Source organism: Pirellulales bacterium (genome assembly GCA_019636335.1).
Classification (GTDB): domain Bacteria; phylum Planctomycetota; class Planctomycetia; order Pirellulales; family JAEUIK01; genus JAHBXR01.
Genome location: JAHBXR010000006.1, coordinates 237,868 through 257,371 on the forward strand (window position 1 = coordinate 237,868; position 19,504 = coordinate 257,371).

General features: G+C 63.5%; 17 protein-coding genes. 10 read left to right on the forward strand and 7 right to left on the reverse strand.

Features of this window, described 5'->3' with window-relative positions; genetic code table 11:
- Positions 1 to 101 precede the first annotated feature (101 nt).
- Both pnp and rpsO read right to left on the reverse strand, forming a co-directional pair.
- The gene (gene pnp / locus KF708_08660) at positions 102 to 2,207 is read right to left on the reverse strand and encodes a polyribonucleotide nucleotidyltransferase (protein MBX3412745.1); all 2,106 of its coding nucleotides are present in this window, start codon (positions 2,205 to 2,207) and stop codon (positions 102 to 104) included.
- 210 nt (positions 2,208 to 2,417) lie between these two features.
- The gene (gene rpsO / locus KF708_08665; GenBank protein ID MBX3412746.1) at positions 2,418 to 2,687 is read right to left on the reverse strand and encodes a 30S ribosomal protein S15; all 270 of its coding nucleotides are present in this window, start codon (positions 2,685 to 2,687) and stop codon (positions 2,418 to 2,420) included.
- 365 nt (positions 2,688 to 3,052) lie between these two features.
- Between rpsO and KF708_08670 the strand changes: the two genes are divergently transcribed.
- The gene (locus KF708_08670; protein MBX3412747.1) at positions 3,053 to 3,562 is read left to right on the forward strand and encodes a sigma-70 family RNA polymerase sigma factor; all 510 of its coding nucleotides are present in this window, start codon (positions 3,053 to 3,055) and stop codon (positions 3,560 to 3,562) included.
- Positions 3,563 to 4,430: 868 nt separating this feature from the next.
- Positions 4,431 to 6,266, forward strand: coding sequence for a VWA domain-containing protein (locus KF708_08675; GenBank protein ID MBX3412748.1), 1,836 nt, complete (start codon positions 4,431 to 4,433; stop codon positions 6,264 to 6,266).
- 422 nt (positions 6,267 to 6,688) lie between these two features.
- Here the strand turns inward: KF708_08675 and clpX are convergent, their stop codons facing one another.
- Positions 6,689 to 7,978 carry an ATP-dependent Clp protease ATP-binding subunit ClpX gene (gene clpX / locus KF708_08680; GenBank protein ID MBX3412749.1) on the reverse strand — a complete coding sequence of 430 codons (1,290 nt, stop codon included), beginning with the start codon at positions 7,976 to 7,978 and terminating at the stop codon, positions 6,689 to 6,691.
- A 298-nt stretch (positions 7,979 to 8,276) separates the two neighbouring features.
- Positions 8,277 to 8,546: a hypothetical protein gene (locus KF708_08685; GenBank protein MBX3412750.1), complete on the reverse strand. Its 270-nt coding sequence runs from the start codon at positions 8,544 to 8,546 to the stop codon at positions 8,277 to 8,279.
- A 186-nt stretch (positions 8,547 to 8,732) separates the two neighbouring features.
- On the opposite strand from KF708_08685, the gene eda reads away from it, so the two are divergent.
- The 7 genes from eda (at position 8,733) to thyX (ending at position 17,207) form a co-directional block, all read left to right on the forward strand.
- Positions 8,733 to 9,389, forward strand: a complete 657-nt coding sequence (gene eda, locus KF708_08690; GenBank protein ID MBX3412751.1) for a bifunctional 4-hydroxy-2-oxoglutarate aldolase/2-dehydro-3-deoxy-phosphogluconate aldolase — start codon at positions 8,733 to 8,735, stop codon at positions 9,387 to 9,389.
- A gap of 305 nt (positions 9,390 to 9,694) precedes the next feature.
- The gene (locus tag KF708_08695) at positions 9,695 to 10,432 is read left to right on the forward strand and encodes a DUF1559 domain-containing protein (GenBank protein ID MBX3412752.1); all 738 of its coding nucleotides are present in this window, start codon (positions 9,695 to 9,697) and stop codon (positions 10,430 to 10,432) included.
- Positions 10,433 to 10,483: 51 nt separating this feature from the next.
- On the forward strand, positions 10,484 to 11,536 hold the full coding sequence (locus tag KF708_08700; protein MBX3412753.1) for a DUF1559 domain-containing protein: 1,053 nt from the start codon (positions 10,484 to 10,486) through the stop codon (positions 11,534 to 11,536).
- A 166-nt stretch (positions 11,537 to 11,702) separates the two neighbouring features.
- The gene (locus tag KF708_08705; protein MBX3412754.1) at positions 11,703 to 13,553 is read left to right on the forward strand and encodes a hypothetical protein; all 1,851 of its coding nucleotides are present in this window, start codon (positions 11,703 to 11,705) and stop codon (positions 13,551 to 13,553) included.
- Between the two features lie 36 nt (positions 13,554 to 13,589).
- A complete protein-coding gene (locus KF708_08710; protein ID MBX3412755.1) occupies positions 13,590 to 14,258 on the forward strand; it encodes a hypothetical protein in 669 nt (222 codons plus the stop codon).
- Positions 14,259 to 14,624: 366 nt separating this feature from the next.
- Complete coding sequence (gene holA / locus KF708_08715; GenBank protein MBX3412756.1) at positions 14,625 to 15,713, forward strand: DNA polymerase III subunit delta; 1,089 nt, start codon at positions 14,625 to 14,627, stop codon at positions 15,711 to 15,713.
- 573 nt (positions 15,714 to 16,286) lie between these two features.
- Positions 16,287 to 17,207 carry an FAD-dependent thymidylate synthase gene (gene thyX, locus KF708_08720; GenBank protein MBX3412757.1) on the forward strand — a complete coding sequence of 307 codons (921 nt, stop codon included), beginning with the start codon at positions 16,287 to 16,289 and terminating at the stop codon, positions 17,205 to 17,207.
- Between the two features lies 1 nt (position 17,208).
- Here the strand turns inward: thyX and KF708_08725 are convergent, their stop codons facing one another.
- On the reverse strand, positions 17,209 to 17,655 hold the full coding sequence (locus KF708_08725; protein MBX3412758.1) for a putative toxin-antitoxin system toxin component, PIN family: 447 nt from the start codon (positions 17,653 to 17,655) through the stop codon (positions 17,209 to 17,211).
- A complete protein-coding gene (locus tag KF708_08730) occupies positions 17,652 to 17,930 on the reverse strand; it encodes a hypothetical protein (GenBank protein MBX3412759.1) in 279 nt (92 codons plus the stop codon). Before KF708_08730 ends, KF708_08725 begins: the two co-directional genes overlap by 4 nt.
- A 182-nt stretch (positions 17,931 to 18,112) precedes the next feature.
- Between KF708_08730 and KF708_08735 the strand changes: the two genes are divergently transcribed.
- Positions 18,113 to 18,502, forward strand: a complete 390-nt coding sequence (locus KF708_08735; protein ID MBX3412760.1) for a nuclear transport factor 2 family protein — start codon at positions 18,113 to 18,115, stop codon at positions 18,500 to 18,502.
- Positions 18,503 to 18,508: 6 nt separating this feature from the next.
- Here KF708_08735 and genX read toward each other — a convergent pair whose 3' ends face one another.
- Entirely contained in the window at positions 18,509 to 19,504 is a 996-nt protein-coding gene (genX, locus tag KF708_08740) for an EF-P lysine aminoacylase GenX (GenBank protein MBX3412761.1), read from the reverse strand.

The following is a 19,504-nucleotide window of genomic DNA, read 5'->3' on the forward strand; positions in this document are numbered from 1 at the left end:
CGCGGTGGGCGAGCAAATACCGTGGGTCGTCATGAAAAACGCCCGAGCGTGCCGACGGTCGGCGCGCTCGGGCGTGATGGTTTTCGCACTCGTTCCGAGCGTTAGTTCGACTCGCTCGACTCGGCCAGCTCCTGCATCGCGGCGCGACGGCTGAGCTTGACGCGATCCTGCTCGTCGATCGAGATGACCTTGACGGTGATCTCATCGCCGACCTGGCAGATGTCGGCCACGCTGTTGACGTAGCCATCGGCCAGCTCGCTGATGTGGCAGAGGCCGTCCTTGCCGGGCAGGATCTCGATGAAGGCGCCGAAGTCCTTGATGCTGCTGACGCGACCTTCGTAGATCTTGCCGACCTGGACGGTTTCGGTCAGGGCCTCGACACGACGCATGGCGGCCTTGGCCGAATCAGCGTCGAAGCTGGCGATGGTGACGGTGCCGTCGTCCTCGACCTCGATCGTGGCGCCGGTCGTCTCCTGAATGCCGCGGATGGTCTTGCCACCCGGACCGATCAGCGCGCCGATCTTGTCGGGGTCGATGTGGGTACGCAGCAGTCGCGGAGCGTACGGCGAGATGTCGCCACGCGGACGCGAGATGGTGGAGATCATCTTGCGAAGGATCTCGATCCGCGCCTCGCGCGACTGGGCGAGCGTGGCACGGATGATCTCTTCGCTGATGCCGGCGATCTTCAGGTCGAGCTGGATGCCCGTGATGCCGTGCTGGGTGCCGGCGATCTTGAAGTCCATGTCGCCGAAGTGGTCTTCGTCGCCGATGATGTCGGTCAGCAAGACGAAGCTGTCCTGCTCCTTGACGAGGCCGACGGAGATACCGGCCACGGGGTTCGCGATCGGCACGCCGGCGGCCATGAGGCCGAGAGTGGCGCCGCAGACCGAGGCCATCGAGCTCGAGCCGTTCGACTCGAAGATGTCGGAGATGACGCGGACGGTGTAGGGGAACTCATCGGGGCTGGGGAGGACCGGCTTCACGCTGCGCTCGGCGAGCGCGCCGTGACCGATCTCGCGGCGGCCGGGACCGCGAATCGGACGCACTTCGCCCACGGAGAACGAGGGGAAGTAGTAGTCGAGCATGAACTTCTTGGTGTACTCGTCGATCAGCCCGTCGACACGTTGCTCGTCGCGCGGGGTGCCGAGCGTGATCGTGATGACGGCCTGCGTCTCGCCGCGCTGGAAGACGGCCGAGCCGTGGACGCGGGGGAGCACGTCGACCTGGCACTCGATGTTGCGGAGCGACTTGTGATCGCGGCCGTCGGCACGTGTGCCGGCCAGAATCAAGTCGCGGACGACCACTTCTTCGAGATGGTGCCAGGCCGAACCGAAGGCCAGGGACGTAATGGCGTCTTCCGCCTTGGGGTCGGGAATGAACTCGGCGATCGCGCGCTCTTTGAGGGCGGCGACGGCGGCGGCACGGTCTTGCTTGCCCGGGGTCTGCTTGGCCGCACGGAAGTCGCTGAAGAAGCGTGCGTGGAGTTTTTCAGCGAGACCGTCGGAGGGGGGAATCTCGTACTGCTTCTTGACGACGCCGACCTTGCGGAAGAGCTCTTCCTGCAGTTCGCACAGCTCGCGGATGACGGTGTGGCAGTGCATGATGGCCTCGGCCATCTCGGCCTCGGGCATTTCGCGGGCGAAGCCTTCGATCATGAGGATCGAATCGCGGCTGCCGGAGACGATGAGGTCGAGATCGCTCTCTTCGAGATCATCGGCCGTGGGGAAGACGACGAACTCGCCATTCACGCGTCCCAGGCGGACCGAGCCGAGGGGGCCCTGGAAGGGCAATTCCGAAACGCCCAAGGCTGCCGAGGCGCCGTTCATGGCCAAGACGTCGCCGTCGTTCTGGCGATCGCTGGCCATGACGAAGGCCTGCACCTGCACGTCGTCCTTGAACCAGTCGGGAAAGAGGGGGCGGATCGGGCGATCGATCAGGCGCGCGGTGAGGGTTTCCTTCATGGTGGGGCGGCCTTCGCGCTTCAGGAAGCCGCCGGGAAACTTGCCCGCCGCCGCGTGGCGTTCGCGGTAGTCGCAGGTGAGGGGGAAGAAGTCGAGACCCGGCCGCGGGGGGCCGGTCGCCATCGCCACGAGGACGGCGGTCTCGCCGTATTGAATCAGCACGCTGCCGGCAGCCTGCTTGGCCAGCTCGCCCGTTTCGATGGAAAGGACGCTCGCGCCGATCTGCTTTTCAACTCTTACTTTCAACGCATTTCTCCCATGTGTCACGTTCCGCGAGACATGCTTCGCCAGAGAAGTGGGGATGCTCCTCCGCAGACCTTGGCCGGAAATACGAGCCGGATCCGCATGGATCGCCGCCCATCGCGAGCGCGACAGACCACGTCACGGAGCCCGGCCAGAACGCGGCAAGGCGGATGAAGACTTCCGGTGAAACGGAGAGGAGGCGTGACGGCCGCTTTACTTGCGGATGTCGAGTCGTCGAATGATGTCGAGATACCGCTGCGGGCTGACCTTGCGCAGGTAGTCCAATTGGCGACGACGGCGGCTGACCATCATCAGCAGTCCGCGCCGGCTGGCGTGGTCTTTCTTGTGCGTCCGCAGATGCTCGGTCAGCTCGTCGATCCTGCTGGTGAGGATCGCGATTTGTACTTCGGGCGAGCCCGTATCGGACTCGTCACGCTTGAAGTTGCCGATCAATTCCTGCTTGCGCGCTTTGGTAATCGTCATCTCAGTCCGCAATTCCTCAAACTTGGCCCATCTCCCGAAGTTGGGGGAGCCACCGAACCCCGTTCGACCGGTCGCGTGCGACCTTCTTTCTCTCGGAACTCTTACAACATCTAACTCTGTCAACAACTTAAGAGGGTAAGTGTACCAAGGCCCCCGGCTTTTGCAACTACACACCCCACGCTTTCCGCGCCGCCCCCTTTCGCCCGCAGTCGAATCGTCATTTGGACCGCGAAACCTGGGCAAACTGGGCGCCCGAAAGTCTAATCAATAGCTCCCGCCTAAGGAGAGGCCCCCTCGGCCGTTTCTTTCTGTGGAAGGCGGCTCCGCAAGAAACCGCGGCCTGAACAGCGTGTAGGGAAGCCGGGATGAACCAGCAGGCCCCAGCCGAATGGCTCGCGGACGTGCTCGCCGAGCACGAAGCGCCCCTGGTGCGTTACGCCACCCGGCTGACGGGCAATGCCGACCGCGCCCGGGACCTGGTGCAGGAGGCCTTCGCCCGGCTGTGTGCCGAGGACCCTTCGCGGCTCAACGGGCACGTGCGGGCGTGGCTCTACCGGACCGTCCGGCACCGGGTGATCGACGAGCATCGGAAGGAACATCGCATGCAATCGCTCGAGCAAGCCGAAGGGGTCTGCTGCACGAGCCGCGAGGCGTCGCCCGAGGGGGTGCTCGAGCTGCGTGAATCGGCCGAGCGTGTGACCGAGTTGCTGGCCGCCCTGCCGGCCCGGGAGCAGGAGATCGTGCGACTGAAGTTTCAAGAAGACCTCAGCTATCGCGAGATCGGCGAGGTGCTGGGGTTGAGCGTGTCGAACGTGGGTTTTTTGTTGCATACGGCGATCAAGAAATTGCGCGTGCGGATGCTGGCCACGGAGTGAGCGGCTCACGCGAAGAGGGCTTTTAACGCAAAGACGCGAAGGCGCAAAGACGCAAAGGGAAGGCGTAGGGGGGATGAGAGGATGCACGAAGGTGTGGCACTGCGGGCTTGTCCGGCAGTGTGTGAGGATCTTCCGTGAACGTGTTGTAGGGCGGGTACTTGAGTACCTGACAATTGTTCGAGTTCGCCACATCGAGAAGTGTCAGGTACAGAGTACCTGACCTACAAGGAACAAAACCATGACACTCCATGCCGACGACCCGCGGTTGACCGCGTATGTGTTGGGGGAGTTGAAGGATGACGAGCGTGCCGAGTTCGAGCGCGCGCTGGCCGAATCGCCCGAGGCAGCGCGTGAGCTGGAAGAGATCCGCGAGACGATCGCGCTCGTGCGGCGCGAGTTGACGACGGAGCCGCTGCCCTCGCACGATGTACTTGCCGGCGGCCTGTTGGAACCTGCCGCCGATTCGCATGCGGACCCGGAGGTACCGTCGACGGTGTCGCCGGCGGGGAATACGCACCTCAAGTGGCGATTGGCGTCGTACGCCGCTGCCGCGGCGCTGCTTGTGGCGGTGGGATACGCCACGCTCCCACAAGGTGATTCAGCAACGTCGCAGGGGGTTGCATTCCTGCCATCGCCTCCTTCTTCCGAGTCGAATCAGTGGGGCTATGCAGGGGGCGTCGCCATTAAGGCGAATTCGCAGGATGCCCCTCCGACACCATCTGGCGACGTTCAGCTTACGCCCCAGGCAACTTCCTTGGGTCTCACCCTACAAACAGCACAAGATCAAACACAACCGCCTCGTGCCGGCACACCGTACGACTCTCCTGCCAACACAAACTCTCCTCCGGCAGACGGGCGGGGCTACTTCATGTACGTCGAGGGGACGACGGCAGGGCCGAGTTCTCAGTTGCCGGCCCTCGCCGGTGCAGCGCGCGGGCGAGAGGTGGGACTAACCACGCTGGATGGATCCGCCCACTACGAGGTTACGCCGGGACAAGCCTCGAACGGGCACCTTGCCTACACGATCGCCAAGCCGGTCTACGAGACGAAACCGGCCGATCGATTCAAGGGGCCGGTCACAACTTACGGCGTCGATCCGTTGCAGCGACGAATGCCACTGGAAAGACAGGGCGACAACCTGAGCATGCTGCTGGTCACGCCGCGCATCATCGTGCAGGAAGAAGAGGAACAACTGCTAGGGGTGCAATCGTACAACACGGAGGCCTACGCTTCCATCGTCGAGAATCCGTTTCTCGGCGTGATGCAGAATCCTCTCTCGACCTTCTCCATCGACGTCGATACGGCCAGCTACTCGAACGTGCGGCGATTGCTCACCGCGGGCACGCTGCCCCCGCCGGGGGCCGTGCGGATCGAAGAGATGCTGAACTATTTTACTTACGACTACGCGCCGCCGGCCGAAACGGAGACGGCGCCGTTCGCCGCGCACCTGGAAGTGGCCGAATGCCCTTGGCGGCCCGAGCATCGCCTGGTGCGGATCGGGCTCAAGGGGCGCGAGATCGCCAGCGAGGACCGCCCGGCCAGCAACCTAGTCTTTCTGCTCGACGTCTCCGGCTCGATGAATAAGCCGAACAAGCTGCCGCTGGTAAAAGAGGGCCTGCGCATGCTGGTCAACGGGCTGCGCGAGAACGATCGCGTGGCGATCGTGGTCTATGCCGGCGCCTCGGGGATGGTGCTCGACTCCACCTCGGGGGACAACAAGGAGACGATCCTCGCCGTGATCGATCAACTCACGCCCGGCGGCTCGACGAACGGCGCCTCGGGCATTCAACTCGCCTATGACGTCGCTAAGAAACACTTCGTCAAGGAAGGCACGAACCGCGTCATCCTGGCCACCGACGGCGATTTTAATGTTGGCATCACCGACCAAAGTCAACTCGTGGAGCTGATCGAAGAGCAGGCCAAGACGGGGGTGTTCTTGAGCGTGCTCGGCTTTGGCATGGGTAATCTGAAGGATTCGACGCTCGAGCAATTGGCCGATCGTGGCAACGGCAATTATGCCTACATCGATAGCGATCGCGAGGCGCGCAAGGTGCTCGTCGAGCAACTCTCGGGCACGCTGGTGACGATCGCCAAGGACGTGAAGATCCAGCTCGAGTTCAACCCGGCCCGCGTGGCGGCCTATCGACTGATCGGCTACGAGAACCGCCTGCTGGCCAAAGAAGATTTCAACGATGACACGAAGGACGCGGGCGAGATCGGCGCCGGGCACACGGTGACGGCGCTGTATGAAGTTGTGCTGACAAACGCTGAGAAGCCCGGGTCGACAGACGAGAACAAGCAGGACGACGAGGCCATCGAACGCGAGGTGGACGAACTGGAATATCTCTCCGTGGCTCGTCCCACGGAGGCGGCACTCGCCAGTCCGAACTTGTTGACGCTGAAACTGCGTTACAAGGAACCGGAAGGAACCGAGAGCAAACTCTTGAAATTCCCCGTGGAAGATGCGCAGCGACGGATTGGCGAAGCCTCGACCGATTTCCAACTGGCGGCCTCGGTGGCGGCGTTCGGCATGCTGCTCCGCGGTTCGCAGTTCGCCGGCTCGGCCAACCTGGACGCCGTGATGGAATGGGCTCAGCCGACGCTGTCATCCGATCTGGCAGGCTACCGCCGCGAATTGGTCGACCTGATGCGCACGGCCCGCGAGCTGATGAAGGCTCAGCAACCGTCGCAGCAGCAACAATAGTAAAGACTCACGCAGAAATGCGGCAGATTCTTTAACGCAAAGGCGCCAAGACGCAGAGACGCAAAGAATCGACGTTGGTGGGCCCTGCTGGCTTGTCCAGCAGTGATGACTTGGCTCTCGTCACGCCTCTCTCAAAGCAAACGCTTCTAGCGATCCTCTTGTTGCTGCGCAACACCGACGAATTTGCGACTTCCGTCAACCGCGCCTGGAAGTTCGCTCCGCAAGACCGTCTGCTACCCGCCAGAATCTTCACTGCGCCTTCGCGTCTTGGCGTCTTTGCGCCTTGGCGTTGAGAATGTTCGGCGCGAGCTGGGCGCATAAAAAAGGTCGAGCCCTGGATCGAACGTCATACGATCCAGGGCTCGACGCGCTATAGCGCGGACTTGACCTCCGCCTCCCTCGAGAGGGTGCGGGCTTGAACGTCACGCGCTCTTATTCTTGGGCTCGAGAATCGGCAGCAGCCGCTCGCGACCCGCCACCACATTGTCGCTGACGACATAGCGGCTTCCCCGCGGCGAGTCGGGCAGATCGTACATGATATCGAGCATGACCTTCTCAATAATCGACCGCAGACCCCGCGCTCCGGTTTCTTTTTCTTGCGCTTTCTGGGCAATGGCTCGCAGGGCCTCGTCGGTGAAGTGCAATTCGCACTCCTCCATCTCGAAGAGACGCTCGTACTGCCGGCACAAGGCGTTGCGCGGTTCTTTCAACACGCGGACCATGTCGTCGGTCGAAAGGGGCGTCAGCGGGGCGACCACGGGGAGACGTCCCACGAGCTCGGGAATGAGGCCGAACTCGAGCACGTCGTCGCTGGTCACCTGCGGCAGCAATTCTCCCAGCTTGGCGTCGCCGGCATCGGGCTTGCTGCCTTCCAGGTTGAAGCCGATCGAGCGGCGGCCCAGACGTTTGCCGATGATCTTGTCGATGCCGACGAACGTGCCGCCGCAGATGAACAGGATGTTCGTCGTGTCCATCTGAATGTACTGTTGCTCGGGATGCTTGCGGCCACCTTGCGGGGGCACGTTCGCCAGCGTTCCTTCGAGCATCTTGAGCAGGGCCTGCTGCACGCCCTCGCCCGACACGTCGCGCGTGATCGAGACGTTGTTGCTGGTCTTGCCGATCTTGTCGATCTCGTCGATGTAGAGGACGCCCCGTTGCGCGGCTTCGAGATCGAAGTCGGCGGCATGGAGCAGCTTGAGCAGCAGGTTCTCGACATCCTCGCCGACGTAGCCCGCCTCGGTGAGCGTGGTGGCATCGCCGATGGCAAAGGGCACGTCGAGGATGCGGGCCAGCGTGCGGGCGAGCAAGGTCTTGCCGCAGCCGGTCGGACCCATGAGCAGGATGTTCGACTTGTCGAGTTCGACGTCGCCACCTTCGCTGGCGTGCATGAGCCGCTTGTAGTGGCTATGCACGGCCACGGCCAGCACGCGTTTGGCATGCTCCTGGCCGATCACGTATTGATCGAGGTGCGAGACGATCTCGCGGGGAGCTGGAATCTTGTTGAAGAGCTGCTTGGTGGTGCCGCGGCGCCGTCGCTCCTGATCGAGGATCGACTGGCACAGCTCGATGCACTCACCGCAGATGTAGACGTCGCCCGGTCCTTCGACCAGGGGGCCGACATCACGATAGCTCTTGCGGCAAAAGGAACAGAAGGCGTTCTTCTTGGTGGTGCTGCTACTGCGGCGACCTCCGGTCCCGTCACCCGAGGGCATACTTGCTCCTTTCCACGTCCGCCGTACTCGGTCTCACCGAGCCTCCGGCGTGGGGTAGAAAAATCAAGGTATTGCTCGAGTGGCCTGGCGACCTCGAGTCGACCGGGCCAGGGGCCTTCCTTGTCCGCACTTCCTTCGAGCCTGTGTCACGTAGACGCGTACTATCTACGTCGTGCTATCGCCTTCCGGTTCTCTTACAAAAACTTCGCTCGGCGGGCAGTTTCCTCTCCGCCGCCGCTCGAAGCGGGTCTGCGATCCCGACCGGGCGTGCATCTCTGCCCAGGCGTTACGGTTCGACTTAACCCTGCTCGCCGTTCCCCTTTATCTCGTCCTGCAACCGGCCGGCCAACTTGCTCTTTATTGTTCGGAATTCCTCGTCGGCCAGCACACCTTTGCCGTGCATTTCGCGAAAATTGCTGAGCAAATCGCTCGTCGTCGGCCCCTTCTCTCGGATCGACTCGCGAACCCTGCCCACGACGTAAAACCCCAACACCAGGAGCGCTGCCAGCACCGCCAGCCAGAAGACGACCCGCGCCCCGGGCGTTTGTAGGAATTCTGCTATTTCCAAGTCCGACCGCCGGAGAAATCCGCAAAGTTTCGCCTACTCAACTCTTTTCGCCAGCTCTTGCCGTTATTATGCACTTCTCATCGGAGACAGTCCAGAAATGAGGCCCGCGTCGAATAGTTTCGCCGTGCCAGCAGACAACTTTCTACCACCTTTGGGCGAGCGGACTCTTCGTCCGGCGAAGCAACTATGTCGCGACACGAGGATCTGGAGCGTGTGCTGCGCGGGGGTATCGTCGCCATCCTGCGTTCTCCCAGCGGCGAACGGCTGGCCGACGTGGCCGAGGCGCTGCTGGCCGGCGGCATCGACGTGGTCGAGGTCACGTTCACCGTGCCCAAGGCGGCTCGGGTCATCGAGCAGGTGGCCGATCGCCTGGGCAACCGCGTGTTGCTGGGGGCCGGCACGGTCCTCGATACGGAAACGGCGCGGGTGGCCATCTCGGCCGGCGCCCGCTTCCTCGTCTCGCCCACGCTCAATCTCGACGTGATTCGCCTCTGTCATCGCTACGATGCGCTCGCCATGCCCGGCGCCTTCACCCCGACCGAGATTCTCACCGCCTGGGAAGCAGGCGCGGAGATCATCAAGGTGTTCCCTTCGGACTTTGTGGGGCCTGGTTATCTGAAGGCCATCAAGGCCCCGTTGCCCCAGGTTCGACTCATGCCCACCGGGGGCGTGAACCTGCAAACGGCGCCCGACTTCCTCCGCGCCGGGGCGTGCGCGCTCGGCATCGGCAGTTCGCTGGTCGATCCCAAGCTGGTCGCCGCGGGAGATTACCAGCGACTGGAATCGGTGGCGCGGCAGTACGTCGAAGTGGTGCGAGAGACGCGCGCTGCGATGGCACGCTAGTCCGAGCAGGTGCGTCGACTCGTGAAAATCTTTGCAGCACGCGAGCGGGCTGAATACATTCATCATCGGCGCTGCACAACGGCAGGCTGCTAACCTTCCTGGGGGCTCGACCTATGTCCATTCCGTTCACCTGCCCGCACTGCGGTGCGCAGACCAACGTCGACGATCGCTTCGCCGGCCAAAGCGGTCCCTGCTTTCAATGCGGGGCGACCGTTACAATTCCCGCGCCGGCCGATGGTCTGACACCCTTCGGCAACTATGGGCCCCGTGCATCTTCTTCACGAAATTCGAGTGGGATGACGTGGGTGATTGTCGCCATTGCGGCGGTGCCGGTATTGCTCTGTGTCGCCGGCATTTTGATCGCGTTATTGCTACCGGCGGTTCAAGCGGCGCGCGCAGCGGCGCAGCGATCGACCTGTCGAAACAATCTCAAGTACCTCGGTCTTGCGATGCACAACTACCACGAGACTTACGGTTCGTTTCCGCCCCCCTACCTGGCGGACGCGAATGGCAAGCCGATGCATAGTTGGCGCGTCCTCTTGCTGCCTTTTCTGGACGCCGCGGATCTGTATGCCCGCTACGACTTCAACGAACCCTGGGACGGACCACACAACCAGCAACTGGCAGCCGAGATGCCAGAGGTTTTCCGATGTCCCAGCGCGATGAATTCCTCGGATCCCATGACGACGAATTATGTGGCCGTCGTTGGACCTGGCTACTTGTTCGATGCGAATCGGGTGAACCGTTACGCCGACGTGCTGGACGGCCTGTCGCAAACGATTGCCCTGGTCGAGTCCTCTGGGCCCTTCGGAGCAAACATTCACTGGATGTCTCCCGAGGACATTCCCGCAGAACGCCTGCCACCAACACTCAACAGCCCCCCCGGGCCGGCGATTGCCAGCCAACATCTGCGTGGCGTCAACATGCTCATGGGTGACGCCAGCATCTATTTTATCCAAGACGATTTGCCAGCGTCTGAGTTGCGTGCCATGTTGACGATCTGGGGACGGGAACCCGTTGCTCCCTTGAATGTGTCGAACTAGCGCGGCACCATGACGACGAGTTGTTGCTAACCCTAACGCTCCAGGATCTTGTTGAGCCGCATGCCCATCCCCTTTACCTGCCCTCACTGTGGGACTCGCACGCAGGTCGACGAGAAGTACGCCGGCCAGAGCGGTCCGTGCTTCCAATGTGGCAAGACGGTGCAGGTGCCTGCGGCTTCCGGATCGCAGACTCCCAGCTTCGATGCGTCGGCCTACTCGCCGACCCCCACGGCGCCGGCGAAGTCGAACAAGCTGATCTGGATCTTCTCGGTCGCGATCATGTTGCTGGCGCTGTGCTGCGTCATCAGCGTTCCGATGGCGATTATTTTGCCCGCCATCAACGCCACGCGAGAACAAGCGCGCCGCCTGACTTGCGAGAACAATCTGCGACAGATCGGCGTGGCGTTGCAGAGCTATCACGACGCGCACGGCTGCTTTCCGCCCCCCTACCTCGTCGACGCCGAGGGGCAACCGGCGCACAGTTGGCGCGTGCTGATTCTTCCCTTTCTGGGCGAGACCGAGCTGTACGATCGTTACTCGTTCGACGAGCCGTGGAACGGTCCGCACAACCAGCAACTCGAGCAGGAGATGCCGCCGGTGTTCCGCTGCCCGAGCGCCGATCCCGCGCTGGGCCTGTACGACACGAATTACGTGGCGGTGGTCGGCCCCGGCCTGCTGTTCGATCCGTCGCAGCGCGTGGCGATCGCAGACGTCACCGATGGACTGGAGCACACGATCGCGGTTGTCGAATCGTCGGGGCCCTCGGGGGCGAAGCTCCCCTGGATGTCTCCCCACGACCCCACGCACATGGCCCTGAACACCAAGGTCAACGGCGTGCCGGGCCCGGCCATCTCGAGCGATCATCCCGGGGGCGCCAACGTGCTGCTTGCCGACGGTGAGACGCGGTTCCTGAGCGACGCGATCGATCCCCAAATCCTGCAGGACTACCTGACGATCGGTGGCCACGAAAGTCATCAGCCGCTCGACGGAACGAGCATCGCCCCTTCCGGTGACAGTAACGTGTCTCTGGACGCCAATACGGGGGAGGCTGACACGCCGCTCGATGCCGGTGAAGAGGCCACCGCCGACCCCGCGGCGCCGTAAAGTCACCCCAGCTTGCCCGGTCAAAACCGCCGGCACGCCTGTTTCACGTCGCAGGACCGTTGCCGCCGATACCCAGTAAAGGATTGTCGCGCCGGCTCGCGCTGCGCGCGTCCTTTGCCGCTTTCACTGGGGGATCGATGACTTGAACGTGCGTCGAGTCTTAAGGATGGGACTCGCCTGGTTCGCCATCGTGGCGAGCACGTTTAGCGCTGCGCCCGCGGAGACGCTCGATCCGAACGAGCCGGTCTACACGCGACAGCGTTCGTTCGTCATTCCGTTTCGGGTCGAGCGACCGGAAATCGCGGCGCAGGAGGCCTCCGAGGTCCAGCTTCACGTGTCGAGCGATCGGGGGGTGACGTGGCAGCGCAGCGCGCGGGCCTTGCCCGACGCCGGCCGATTCAATTTCGAGGCCCCCCACGACGGCGAATACTGGTTCTTCGTGCGCACGATGGGGACCGACGGGGGGCTGTTTCCGCCGACGCCGCCGCAGGCCGAGCTGCGCGTCGTGGTCGACACCTTGCAACCGCGACTGGATCTGGAAGCCGAGCGCGGTCGAAGCGGCCAGGTCGAGGTCCGCTGGCTGGCGCGCGATCGGAATTTGAATCCCGATTCGCTGAAGATCGAGTTCCGCGTGGCGGATTCGCCCGATCCCTGGCGCGCGGTGAGCTTCCCGCCCGACGATCGTTCGATTCCGCGTGTCTCGCGCGGCAGCACGACCTGGCTGCCCCAGGGGCCCGCCCGGCCGCTGGCGATTCGCGCCGAGATCACTGACGAGGCGGGCAACGTGGCCGTGACGCAGGTGCGACTCGATCGGATCGGCACGGCCACCGCGAATTCCACGCTCGATGGTGAAGGAGTCGACCAGGACGTGGCTTTGCAAAGGCGGCCGGGCATGATCTCTAACACGGCGCAAACGTGGCCCGCCGAGGAATTGCCGCTTCCGCCGTTCGCGCGTCGCGATGCGAACACGAGCAGCACACCACCTTCGATGAGCGAGCGTTTCCCGAGTGGCCGCGGCGCCCCGGCGACGCCCGTCAGCCAGGGTGGGGCCGATGCCGGCGTTGAAGAGATTGCCCCTGGTCGTGGCGTTGAAGAGATTGCCCCCGGCGAGTTGGCCAACAACCGGCCTGGACCGTCGACGCGCGTGGTGAATCTGCCCGGCGAGGCCTCGCCGTACGATAGCGACGCGATCGTCGAAGAGCTGCCGCTGGGGAATCCCGCGACTCCGAACACCTCGCGGCCGGTCACCACGTCGCGCGAGCGAGCGAGCGGACCCTTCGACACCCTGGGGGCGCCGAGCGAGTCGGCAGTCCCGACGCCAGAGCTCGCTCCGGGGGCCGATCAGTTCGGTCTCGAGTTGCTGCCGATCGGCGAGCGACCGAACATCGTCAACTCGCGGCGCTTCGAGCTCGAATACGAAGTCGATTCGATTGGGCCCTCGGGAATCGGCAAGGTCGAACTATGGGGGACGCGCGACGGTGGACGCACCTGGTCGAGCTACGGCGTCGACATCGACAAGCGCAGCCCGCTCGTCGTCTCGGTCGATGAAGAAGGCATTTACGGCTTTCGCATCGCGGTCACCAGCGGCAGTGGCTTGGGGGGCTTCGCGCCGCGCAGTGGCGACCTGCCCGAGGTGTGGATCGGCGTCGACCTGACGAAGCCGGTGGCGCGTCTCGCCCCGATCAAGCCCGAGAATGCCGACCGCGCGGGGGAGCTGACCATCAAGTGGAAGGCGGCGGACGTCATGCTGGCCGACCACCCGATCGCGCTCTTCTACAGCGAATCGACCGAGGGTCCGTGGACCCCCATCACCAGCGGCATCGACAACACGGGGCGCTACGTATGGCAGCTCAAGAACGACCTTCCGATGAAGGTATACATCCGGCTCGAGGTGCGCGATCAGGCGGGCAACGTCCAGAACTCGACCACCGAAGAACCGATCTCGCTCGACCAGATGCGTCCGCAGGGGCACATTCGCACGATTCGACCGGTGGAGGAGTCACGGAGCGGAAGCTGACGTGCTCGCCAGAGATAACGTTGCGCCTGCAATCGCGTGACTGCCCTGCTAGCAGCCGCCACGACCGACCCGGCGCAGTTGACCGCGCGCGGCGGACGTCTCTATGATTCGCCCCCACCGGCGGACGAAACGATTCCCGTCAACCTGTTTCCTTCCACGATGAATTCGACTTCGTACACTGGACTGGCGTTGCTCCTCTGCGGCCTGCTGGCGTGCGCGGGGGGCTGCGCCGCGGTGAAGGCGACGCAGCAGCCCGACAAGCGCGACATGAAGGTGCTGTACCGGGGGGTGCCGCGCACGCACGTGATCGCCGAATTAGGCGCGCCGGTGTGGAGCGACGTGCAGCAGGGGCAGACGGTCGACGTGTTTGCCTTCAAGCAGGGCTACACGAAAGCGAACAAGGCGGCCCGGGCGCTGGTGCATGGCGCGGCCGACGTGGCGACGTTCGGTTTGTGGGAAGTGGTGGGAATTCCAGCCGAAGCCATCGCCGATGGCACCGACGTGCAGTTGGAAGTCCACTACAACCCGGACCAGACGGTCGCGCGCGTCGTGGTGATTAAGGGGGAGAAGGCGGTGAACCCGCCGGAGCCGTTCGCCTTCGCGAGCAAGGCGAACAAGGGGGACGGCGAGATCCCGATCGAGACGCCGGCTATTCATCAGGAGCCGGCGCCGCTGACGGCGGGTGAAGCCAAACTAATTCGCTGAATCAGTTCTGCTCGCTCGCGTGGAAACGCTCGATCTGGTTCGCGCTCTCTTCGTCGACGGCGGCTTCCTGGTCACGTCCAAGTCGACGGTAGCACGTGGCACGATAGCGACGCAAAACAGCGCGCGACGGGTGCATCCAGGGAGTCTCGTCGATCGCGCAGTCGAAATCGGCGATGGCGAGTATCCCCGTCGTGAATCGTGCGAAGCTCGTTCAAGATAGTGCCCCTGGCCTTCATAACAACCTCCTCTTCGTCTCTCTCACGCAAGAATACTCCAGGGAGTGACGTAGAGCGAGAATCCCGATTTGGTATACTGCTGACAGACTATCGCCGTTAGATACTTGCGTCTACAGATCACGATTCATTCATGCCCGCAGCACTGAACGCTCTCGACTACCTCGCTGCCCAGGCCAAGCATCCTGCGCCGGCGGTGTGCGTGGCGTTTGGGGATGAGCCGTTTCTGAAGCGTGAGGTGCTGCTTGCCTTACGGCGCGAGGTGCTCGGCGGGGGAGACGGTGATTTTTCGCTCACGAGGCTCGAAGGGCGCGCGGCCGCGCTGCGCGACGTGCTCGACGAGCTCGCCACGCTGTCGCTTTTCGGCAGCAGCGGGCGGCGGCTCGTCGTGGTCGAAGGAGCGGATGAGTTCGTGTCGGCCCATCGTGCGGCGCTCGAAGATTATGTCGCCAAGCCGCGCGGCGCTTCGGTGCTGCTGCTCGACGTGAAGACGTTCCCCTCGACGACGCGGCTCTACAAGGCGGTCGCCTCCTCGGGCCTGCTCATCGACTGCGCGCCGCCGACCGACGCCAAGATCCAGAAATGGCTCGTCGGTTGGGCGCGCGAGCGGCACGAGATCAAGCTCGAGGCCGCGGCGGCCGAACTGATGGTCGAGATCGTGGGGCGTTCGCTCGGCGTGCTCGATCAAGAACTGGCCAAGCTGGCCGCGTTCGCCGGGCCGGGCGAGACGGTCAAACGCGACACGGTGGCCGACCTCGTCGGCGGCTGGCGCGCCAAGACGATTTGGGTGCTGCTCGACGCGGCTCTCGAGGGAGACGCGAAAACCGCGCTCGAGCAACTCGATCTCCTGCTGGGCGGGGGCGAAAACCCGGTCGGGCTGATGGCCCAAATGGGTTCTTCCTTGCGGCGGTTCGCCGCCGCGGCACGACTGATTGCCGCGTCGCGCAGCGGACGTGGCGCCATTTCGCTACGTGATGCCCTGGTCGAGGCGGGCATGAAGCCCTTCGTCCTCGCCAAGGCCGAAGCGCAATTGCGACAACTGGGGCGCGCACGCGCCGAGCAACTCTACACCTGGCTGCTCGAGACCGACCTGGCGCTCAAAGGGGCCAGCTCGCTCCCGCCACGGACCTTGCTGGAGCAATTGATCGTGCGACTCTCGAAGGGGGCCGCTCCACCGGCGCCAGCACCTGAGCCACGGCGCGGCGCGGCGTCCGCGCGATAACGCAACCTCGCAAGCTGCCGGGCCAGCGAGCCTGCCTCGGGGCCTCGTCCATGCCACGAGTGAATGAGGCGCCCCGTTACGGGGCCTCGGTCGCCGTGATATCGGTGGTGTTGTCCTTGACGTTGCGTGCCCCCTCGGGATTGCCGCAACCCACCACGCCCACGACCAGGGTCACCAGAAGCATCCAAGCTGCAGTACGTCGCCAGTTCATCGAGAGATTCCTCCCTGAAAATGAGGTTCCTGCCTCGCCGACGACATGGACACCGCTCCACGGAGAGCGAGTCTGCTCACACGACGATCGAGACGCTGAAATTATGCGGAAATGTGCCCCTGCTGCAAGGCGATACCGCAGTCGCGAGCAGCCTGGGGAAGAATGCCCTCGTGGCATTCTTCCCCCTCGCCAGGTTCCCAAAATCACGACTGACGTCGCGATTTTGGGATCGCATCCTGCGATCCGCACAGGCCGAGGAATACTTCCCCGGCCTGCTAGCAGAACGCTAGAATGCTCCCCTTGCCGGCCCCGGCGACGGATGTCCGAGGCGCTGTAAATCTCTGGCGGAAGACCGACGCAGCATGACTACGAACGCCGAACAACTCGAGGCACTTCGCTGGCGCAAGATTCCGGTGCTGGACGATGGATTCGTCTGCCTTGTCGATGCGATGGGAGACGATCAGGCCGTGGTGCAGGCCGCGCGCGTCAGCTATGGCGAAGGGACGCGGAAGGTCTCGGACGATCGCGGCTTGATCCGTTATTTGATGCGGCACCGGCACACGACGCCGTTCGAGATGGCCGAGATCAAGCTGCTGGTCCGCGTGCCGATGGACACCTGGCGGCAGTGGATTCGCCACCGCTCGGCCAGCGTGAACGAGTACAGCACGCGCTACTCGCTGGCGATCGACGCGGCGCAGGCTACGCCCGCCGATCAGTGGCGCAGCCAGGCCGCGACGAACCGCCAGGGGAGCGGGGATCCGCTCGACGCGGAGATCGGCGCGAAGCTCTCGGGCGAAGAGGCCGAGTTTCAGGCCCGCTCGCGCCGCGTGTACGAGGAACGCATCGAGGCGGGGGTGGCCCGCGAGCAGGCGCGCAAGGATCTCCCCCTTTCGACCTATACCGAGGCGTACTGGAAGATCGACCTGCACAACCTGCTGCACTTCCTCGCGCTGCGGATGGACAGCCACGCGCAGCTCGAGATTCGCGAGTATGCCACGGCGATTGGGCAGGAGATCGTGCGGCCGATGTTCCCGTTGGTGTGGGAGGCGTTCGTCGATTATCGGATGAAATCGATGATGCTGACTCGGCTCGACATCGAGACCATCGGCCGGCTCGTGCAACATCTGGCAGCGCAGGGCCGTGCGCAAGCGACGGATGAAGATCTGCTGGCCGTGCAAGACCCCACCTGGGCCGATCTGAAGCGCTGCCGCGAACGGGACGAGTGCCGCGAAAAGCTGGTGCGGCTGGGGATGATGGGGAAGGCCGCTACCCCGGCATCTTGAGTCATCGTTCGGCGCCGCGAGCGACGGCTCGTAAGAATGCCGCTGGCGTCACAATCGCGGTCGTGCCGAATTTCTTGAGCCGCCCGAGATGCTTCGTGTCGTGGGTAACCAGAAAGTCTGCGCCTGCGTCAAACACCAGAGCAAGCCATTTCGCATCCGTGACGTCTCGTGGCAGCGACGGGGGCACGATCGTCACCGGCGCCACCATTCGACACACGCCCTGCAAACCTTCGCAGAATCTTCGGATCTCGGCAGGCGACCAGCCGTGCTGTGAGCGAATACTCTCGTCGGATAAGACTCGCTCGATTTCGACGAGTGTCTCGGGCGAGAGTAATAGCGTAAAGTCGCCTTGGTAGAGTGCGTCAAGCACGCGGCGACTGGCGCTTTGAGGATGCGATGCAAGAATGCCTCGAACGACCACGTTCGTATCAAGCGCCGCCTGAATCATGGCTGCGAGCGAACTCGGTCCACCGCCTCATCGACGAGCTTGGCAATCTCGCGTTCAGGCACCCCAGCAGTCCGCTCACGAGCCTGTTTCACGAGTTGCCAACTGCGTTCAAAGGCCTGTCGCTTCTCCGCATCGGACAGCTCGGTCGGTGGAATGATGCGCGCGACAATGGTACCTTCAGAAACGAGATCGATCGGCTCACGGATCGGCCCCAGTTCGCGAATGAAGTCCCGAACGTAGCTGTTAGCCGACCCTAAGTCGATCGAATGAGACATCGTTTTCTTCCACCATGTTCGCCCGGACCGCTGGGCGAATGCTTTTTGGAGAGCTCCGGTGTACTTCTACTTCCGATAAATCAGGACTACTTCTAGTTTACTACTCCGGGAAACGGTCGTCCAATTCCGGCTTCCTGCAACTTAGTGCAATCCGAGCAAACGATCGTCAGGAACCCTTGCATATGCCCCAAGACTCCACCGCAGCAAACCTGCTCGCCCTGAATCAAAAGCTGCTCAACGCCATTTTTGCCGCCGATTGGAAGACGTACGAGCAACTCTGCGATCCTACGATCACCTGCTTCGAGCCTGAGGCGAAGGGGCATCTCGTCTCAGGCATGGCCTTTCATCGCTATTACTTCGATCTCGGCGCGAGCAAGTCGGCCGTGAACGTGACGATGGCCGAACCGCACGTGCGCGTGGTGGGAGACGTCGGCATCGTCTCCTACGTGCGGCTGGTGCAAAAGCTGGGGCCAGACGGCTCCCCGATCACGGCGCAGTGCGAGGAAACGCGCGTCTGGCAGCGTCAGGGTGATTCCTGGCGGCACGTCCACTTCCACCGCTCGCTGCCGTAACGCTCGTTATGCTCTCTCGCGCGGGAAGGCGATGACTTCGTCGATCGACTTCGCACCGACGGCCAGCATGAGGGCGCGATCGAATCCCAGGGCCACGCCGGCGCAGTCGGACAAGCCTGCCTCCATGGCGTCGAGCAGACGGCTCTCTTCGGGGAGCGTTTGTTTACCATCGGAATGGCGAGCGATGTTGGCGCGTGTGTTGCGTGCTCGAAGCTCAGCGGCGTTGGTCAATTCGTGGTAGCCGTTGGCCAACTCGACGCCGTCCACAAAAAGCTCGAATCGCTCGGCGACGGGGGGCTCCTCGTGTCGCACTCTTGCCAGGGCGCTCTGCGAGGCCGGATAGTCGTAGAGAATCGTCGGCCGTGCGAGGCCCAACTTCGGCTGAATGCACTCGCTCACGAGCAGGTCGAGCCAGCCGTCGCGATCGTCCGGTGCAAGACTGGCCGGCACGGCGACTCCTGCCCGTTCGCAAGCCGCTTTCAACTCGGTCGCCTCGGCGCGATGCGGATCGAGGCCCAGTTCGCATTGGAACGCCTCGGCGTAGCTCAGGCGGTCGGCCGGCCCTCGCGCGAAGAGGCATTCGGCCACGTCCGAGAGCAACGACATGCCGGCGGCCAGATTATCGCCGGGGCGATACCATTCGAGGATGGTAAACTCGGCGTTGTGCAGCGGGCCGGCCTCGCCGTTGCGAAAAGCCCGCGTTATCTGGTAGATCGGCCCCGCGCCGGCGGCGAGCAGCCGCTTCATGCCGAACTCGGGGGATGTCTGGAGCCAGAGCGTCTCGCCGATTTCCGGACGAGTCGTTTCCGGCGTCCAGCGCGTGGCGAAGGGATCGAGGTGGCGGTCCACCACGATGTCGTGCGAGAGGATCGGTGTCTCGACTTCGAGAAAGCCGCGCGTGTGGAAGAACTCGCGCACGCGGCGCAATAGTGCTGCGCGGCGTGCGAGATTCTCGAGGCTCGCCGTGGGGCGCCAAGCGTGCGGGTCGATTGCTTCGCTCAT

Excerpts from the sequence above, each read along its gene's own strand:
- KF708_08705 (MBX3412754.1), top strand. The coding sequence starts at position 11,703 with ATGGGACTCGCCTGGTTCGCCATCGTGGCGAGCACGTTTAGCGCTGCG.
- clpX (MBX3412749.1), bottom strand. The coding sequence starts at position 7,978 with ATGCCCTCGGGTGACGGGACCGGAGGTCGCCGCAGTAGCAGCACCACC.
- holA (MBX3412756.1), top strand. The coding sequence starts at position 14,625 with ATGCCCGCAGCACTGAACGCTCTCGACTACCTCGCTGCCCAGGCCAAG.
- KF708_08675 (MBX3412748.1), top strand. The coding sequence starts at position 4,431 with ATGTACGTCGAGGGGACGACGGCAGGGCCGAGTTCTCAGTTGCCGGCC.
- genX (MBX3412761.1), bottom strand. The coding sequence starts at position 19,504 with ATGAGCGAAGCAATCGACCCGCACGCTTGGCGCCCCACGGCGAGCCTC.
- eda (MBX3412751.1), top strand. The coding sequence starts at position 8,733 with ATGTCGCGACACGAGGATCTGGAGCGTGTGCTGCGCGGGGGTATCGTC.
- thyX (MBX3412757.1), top strand. The coding sequence starts at position 16,287 with ATGACTACGAACGCCGAACAACTCGAGGCACTTCGCTGGCGCAAGATT.
- KF708_08730 (MBX3412759.1), bottom strand. The coding sequence starts at position 17,930 with ATGTCTCATTCGATCGACTTAGGGTCGGCTAACAGCTACGTTCGGGAC.
- KF708_08670 (MBX3412747.1), top strand. The coding sequence starts at position 3,053 with ATGAACCAGCAGGCCCCAGCCGAATGGCTCGCGGACGTGCTCGCCGAG.
- rpsO (MBX3412746.1), bottom strand. The coding sequence starts at position 2,687 with ATGACGATTACCAAAGCGCGCAAGCAGGAATTGATCGGCAACTTCAAG.
- KF708_08735 (MBX3412760.1), top strand. The coding sequence starts at position 18,113 with ATGCCCCAAGACTCCACCGCAGCAAACCTGCTCGCCCTGAATCAAAAG.
- KF708_08725 (MBX3412758.1), bottom strand. The coding sequence starts at position 17,655 with ATGATTCAGGCGGCGCTTGATACGAACGTGGTCGTTCGAGGCATTCTT.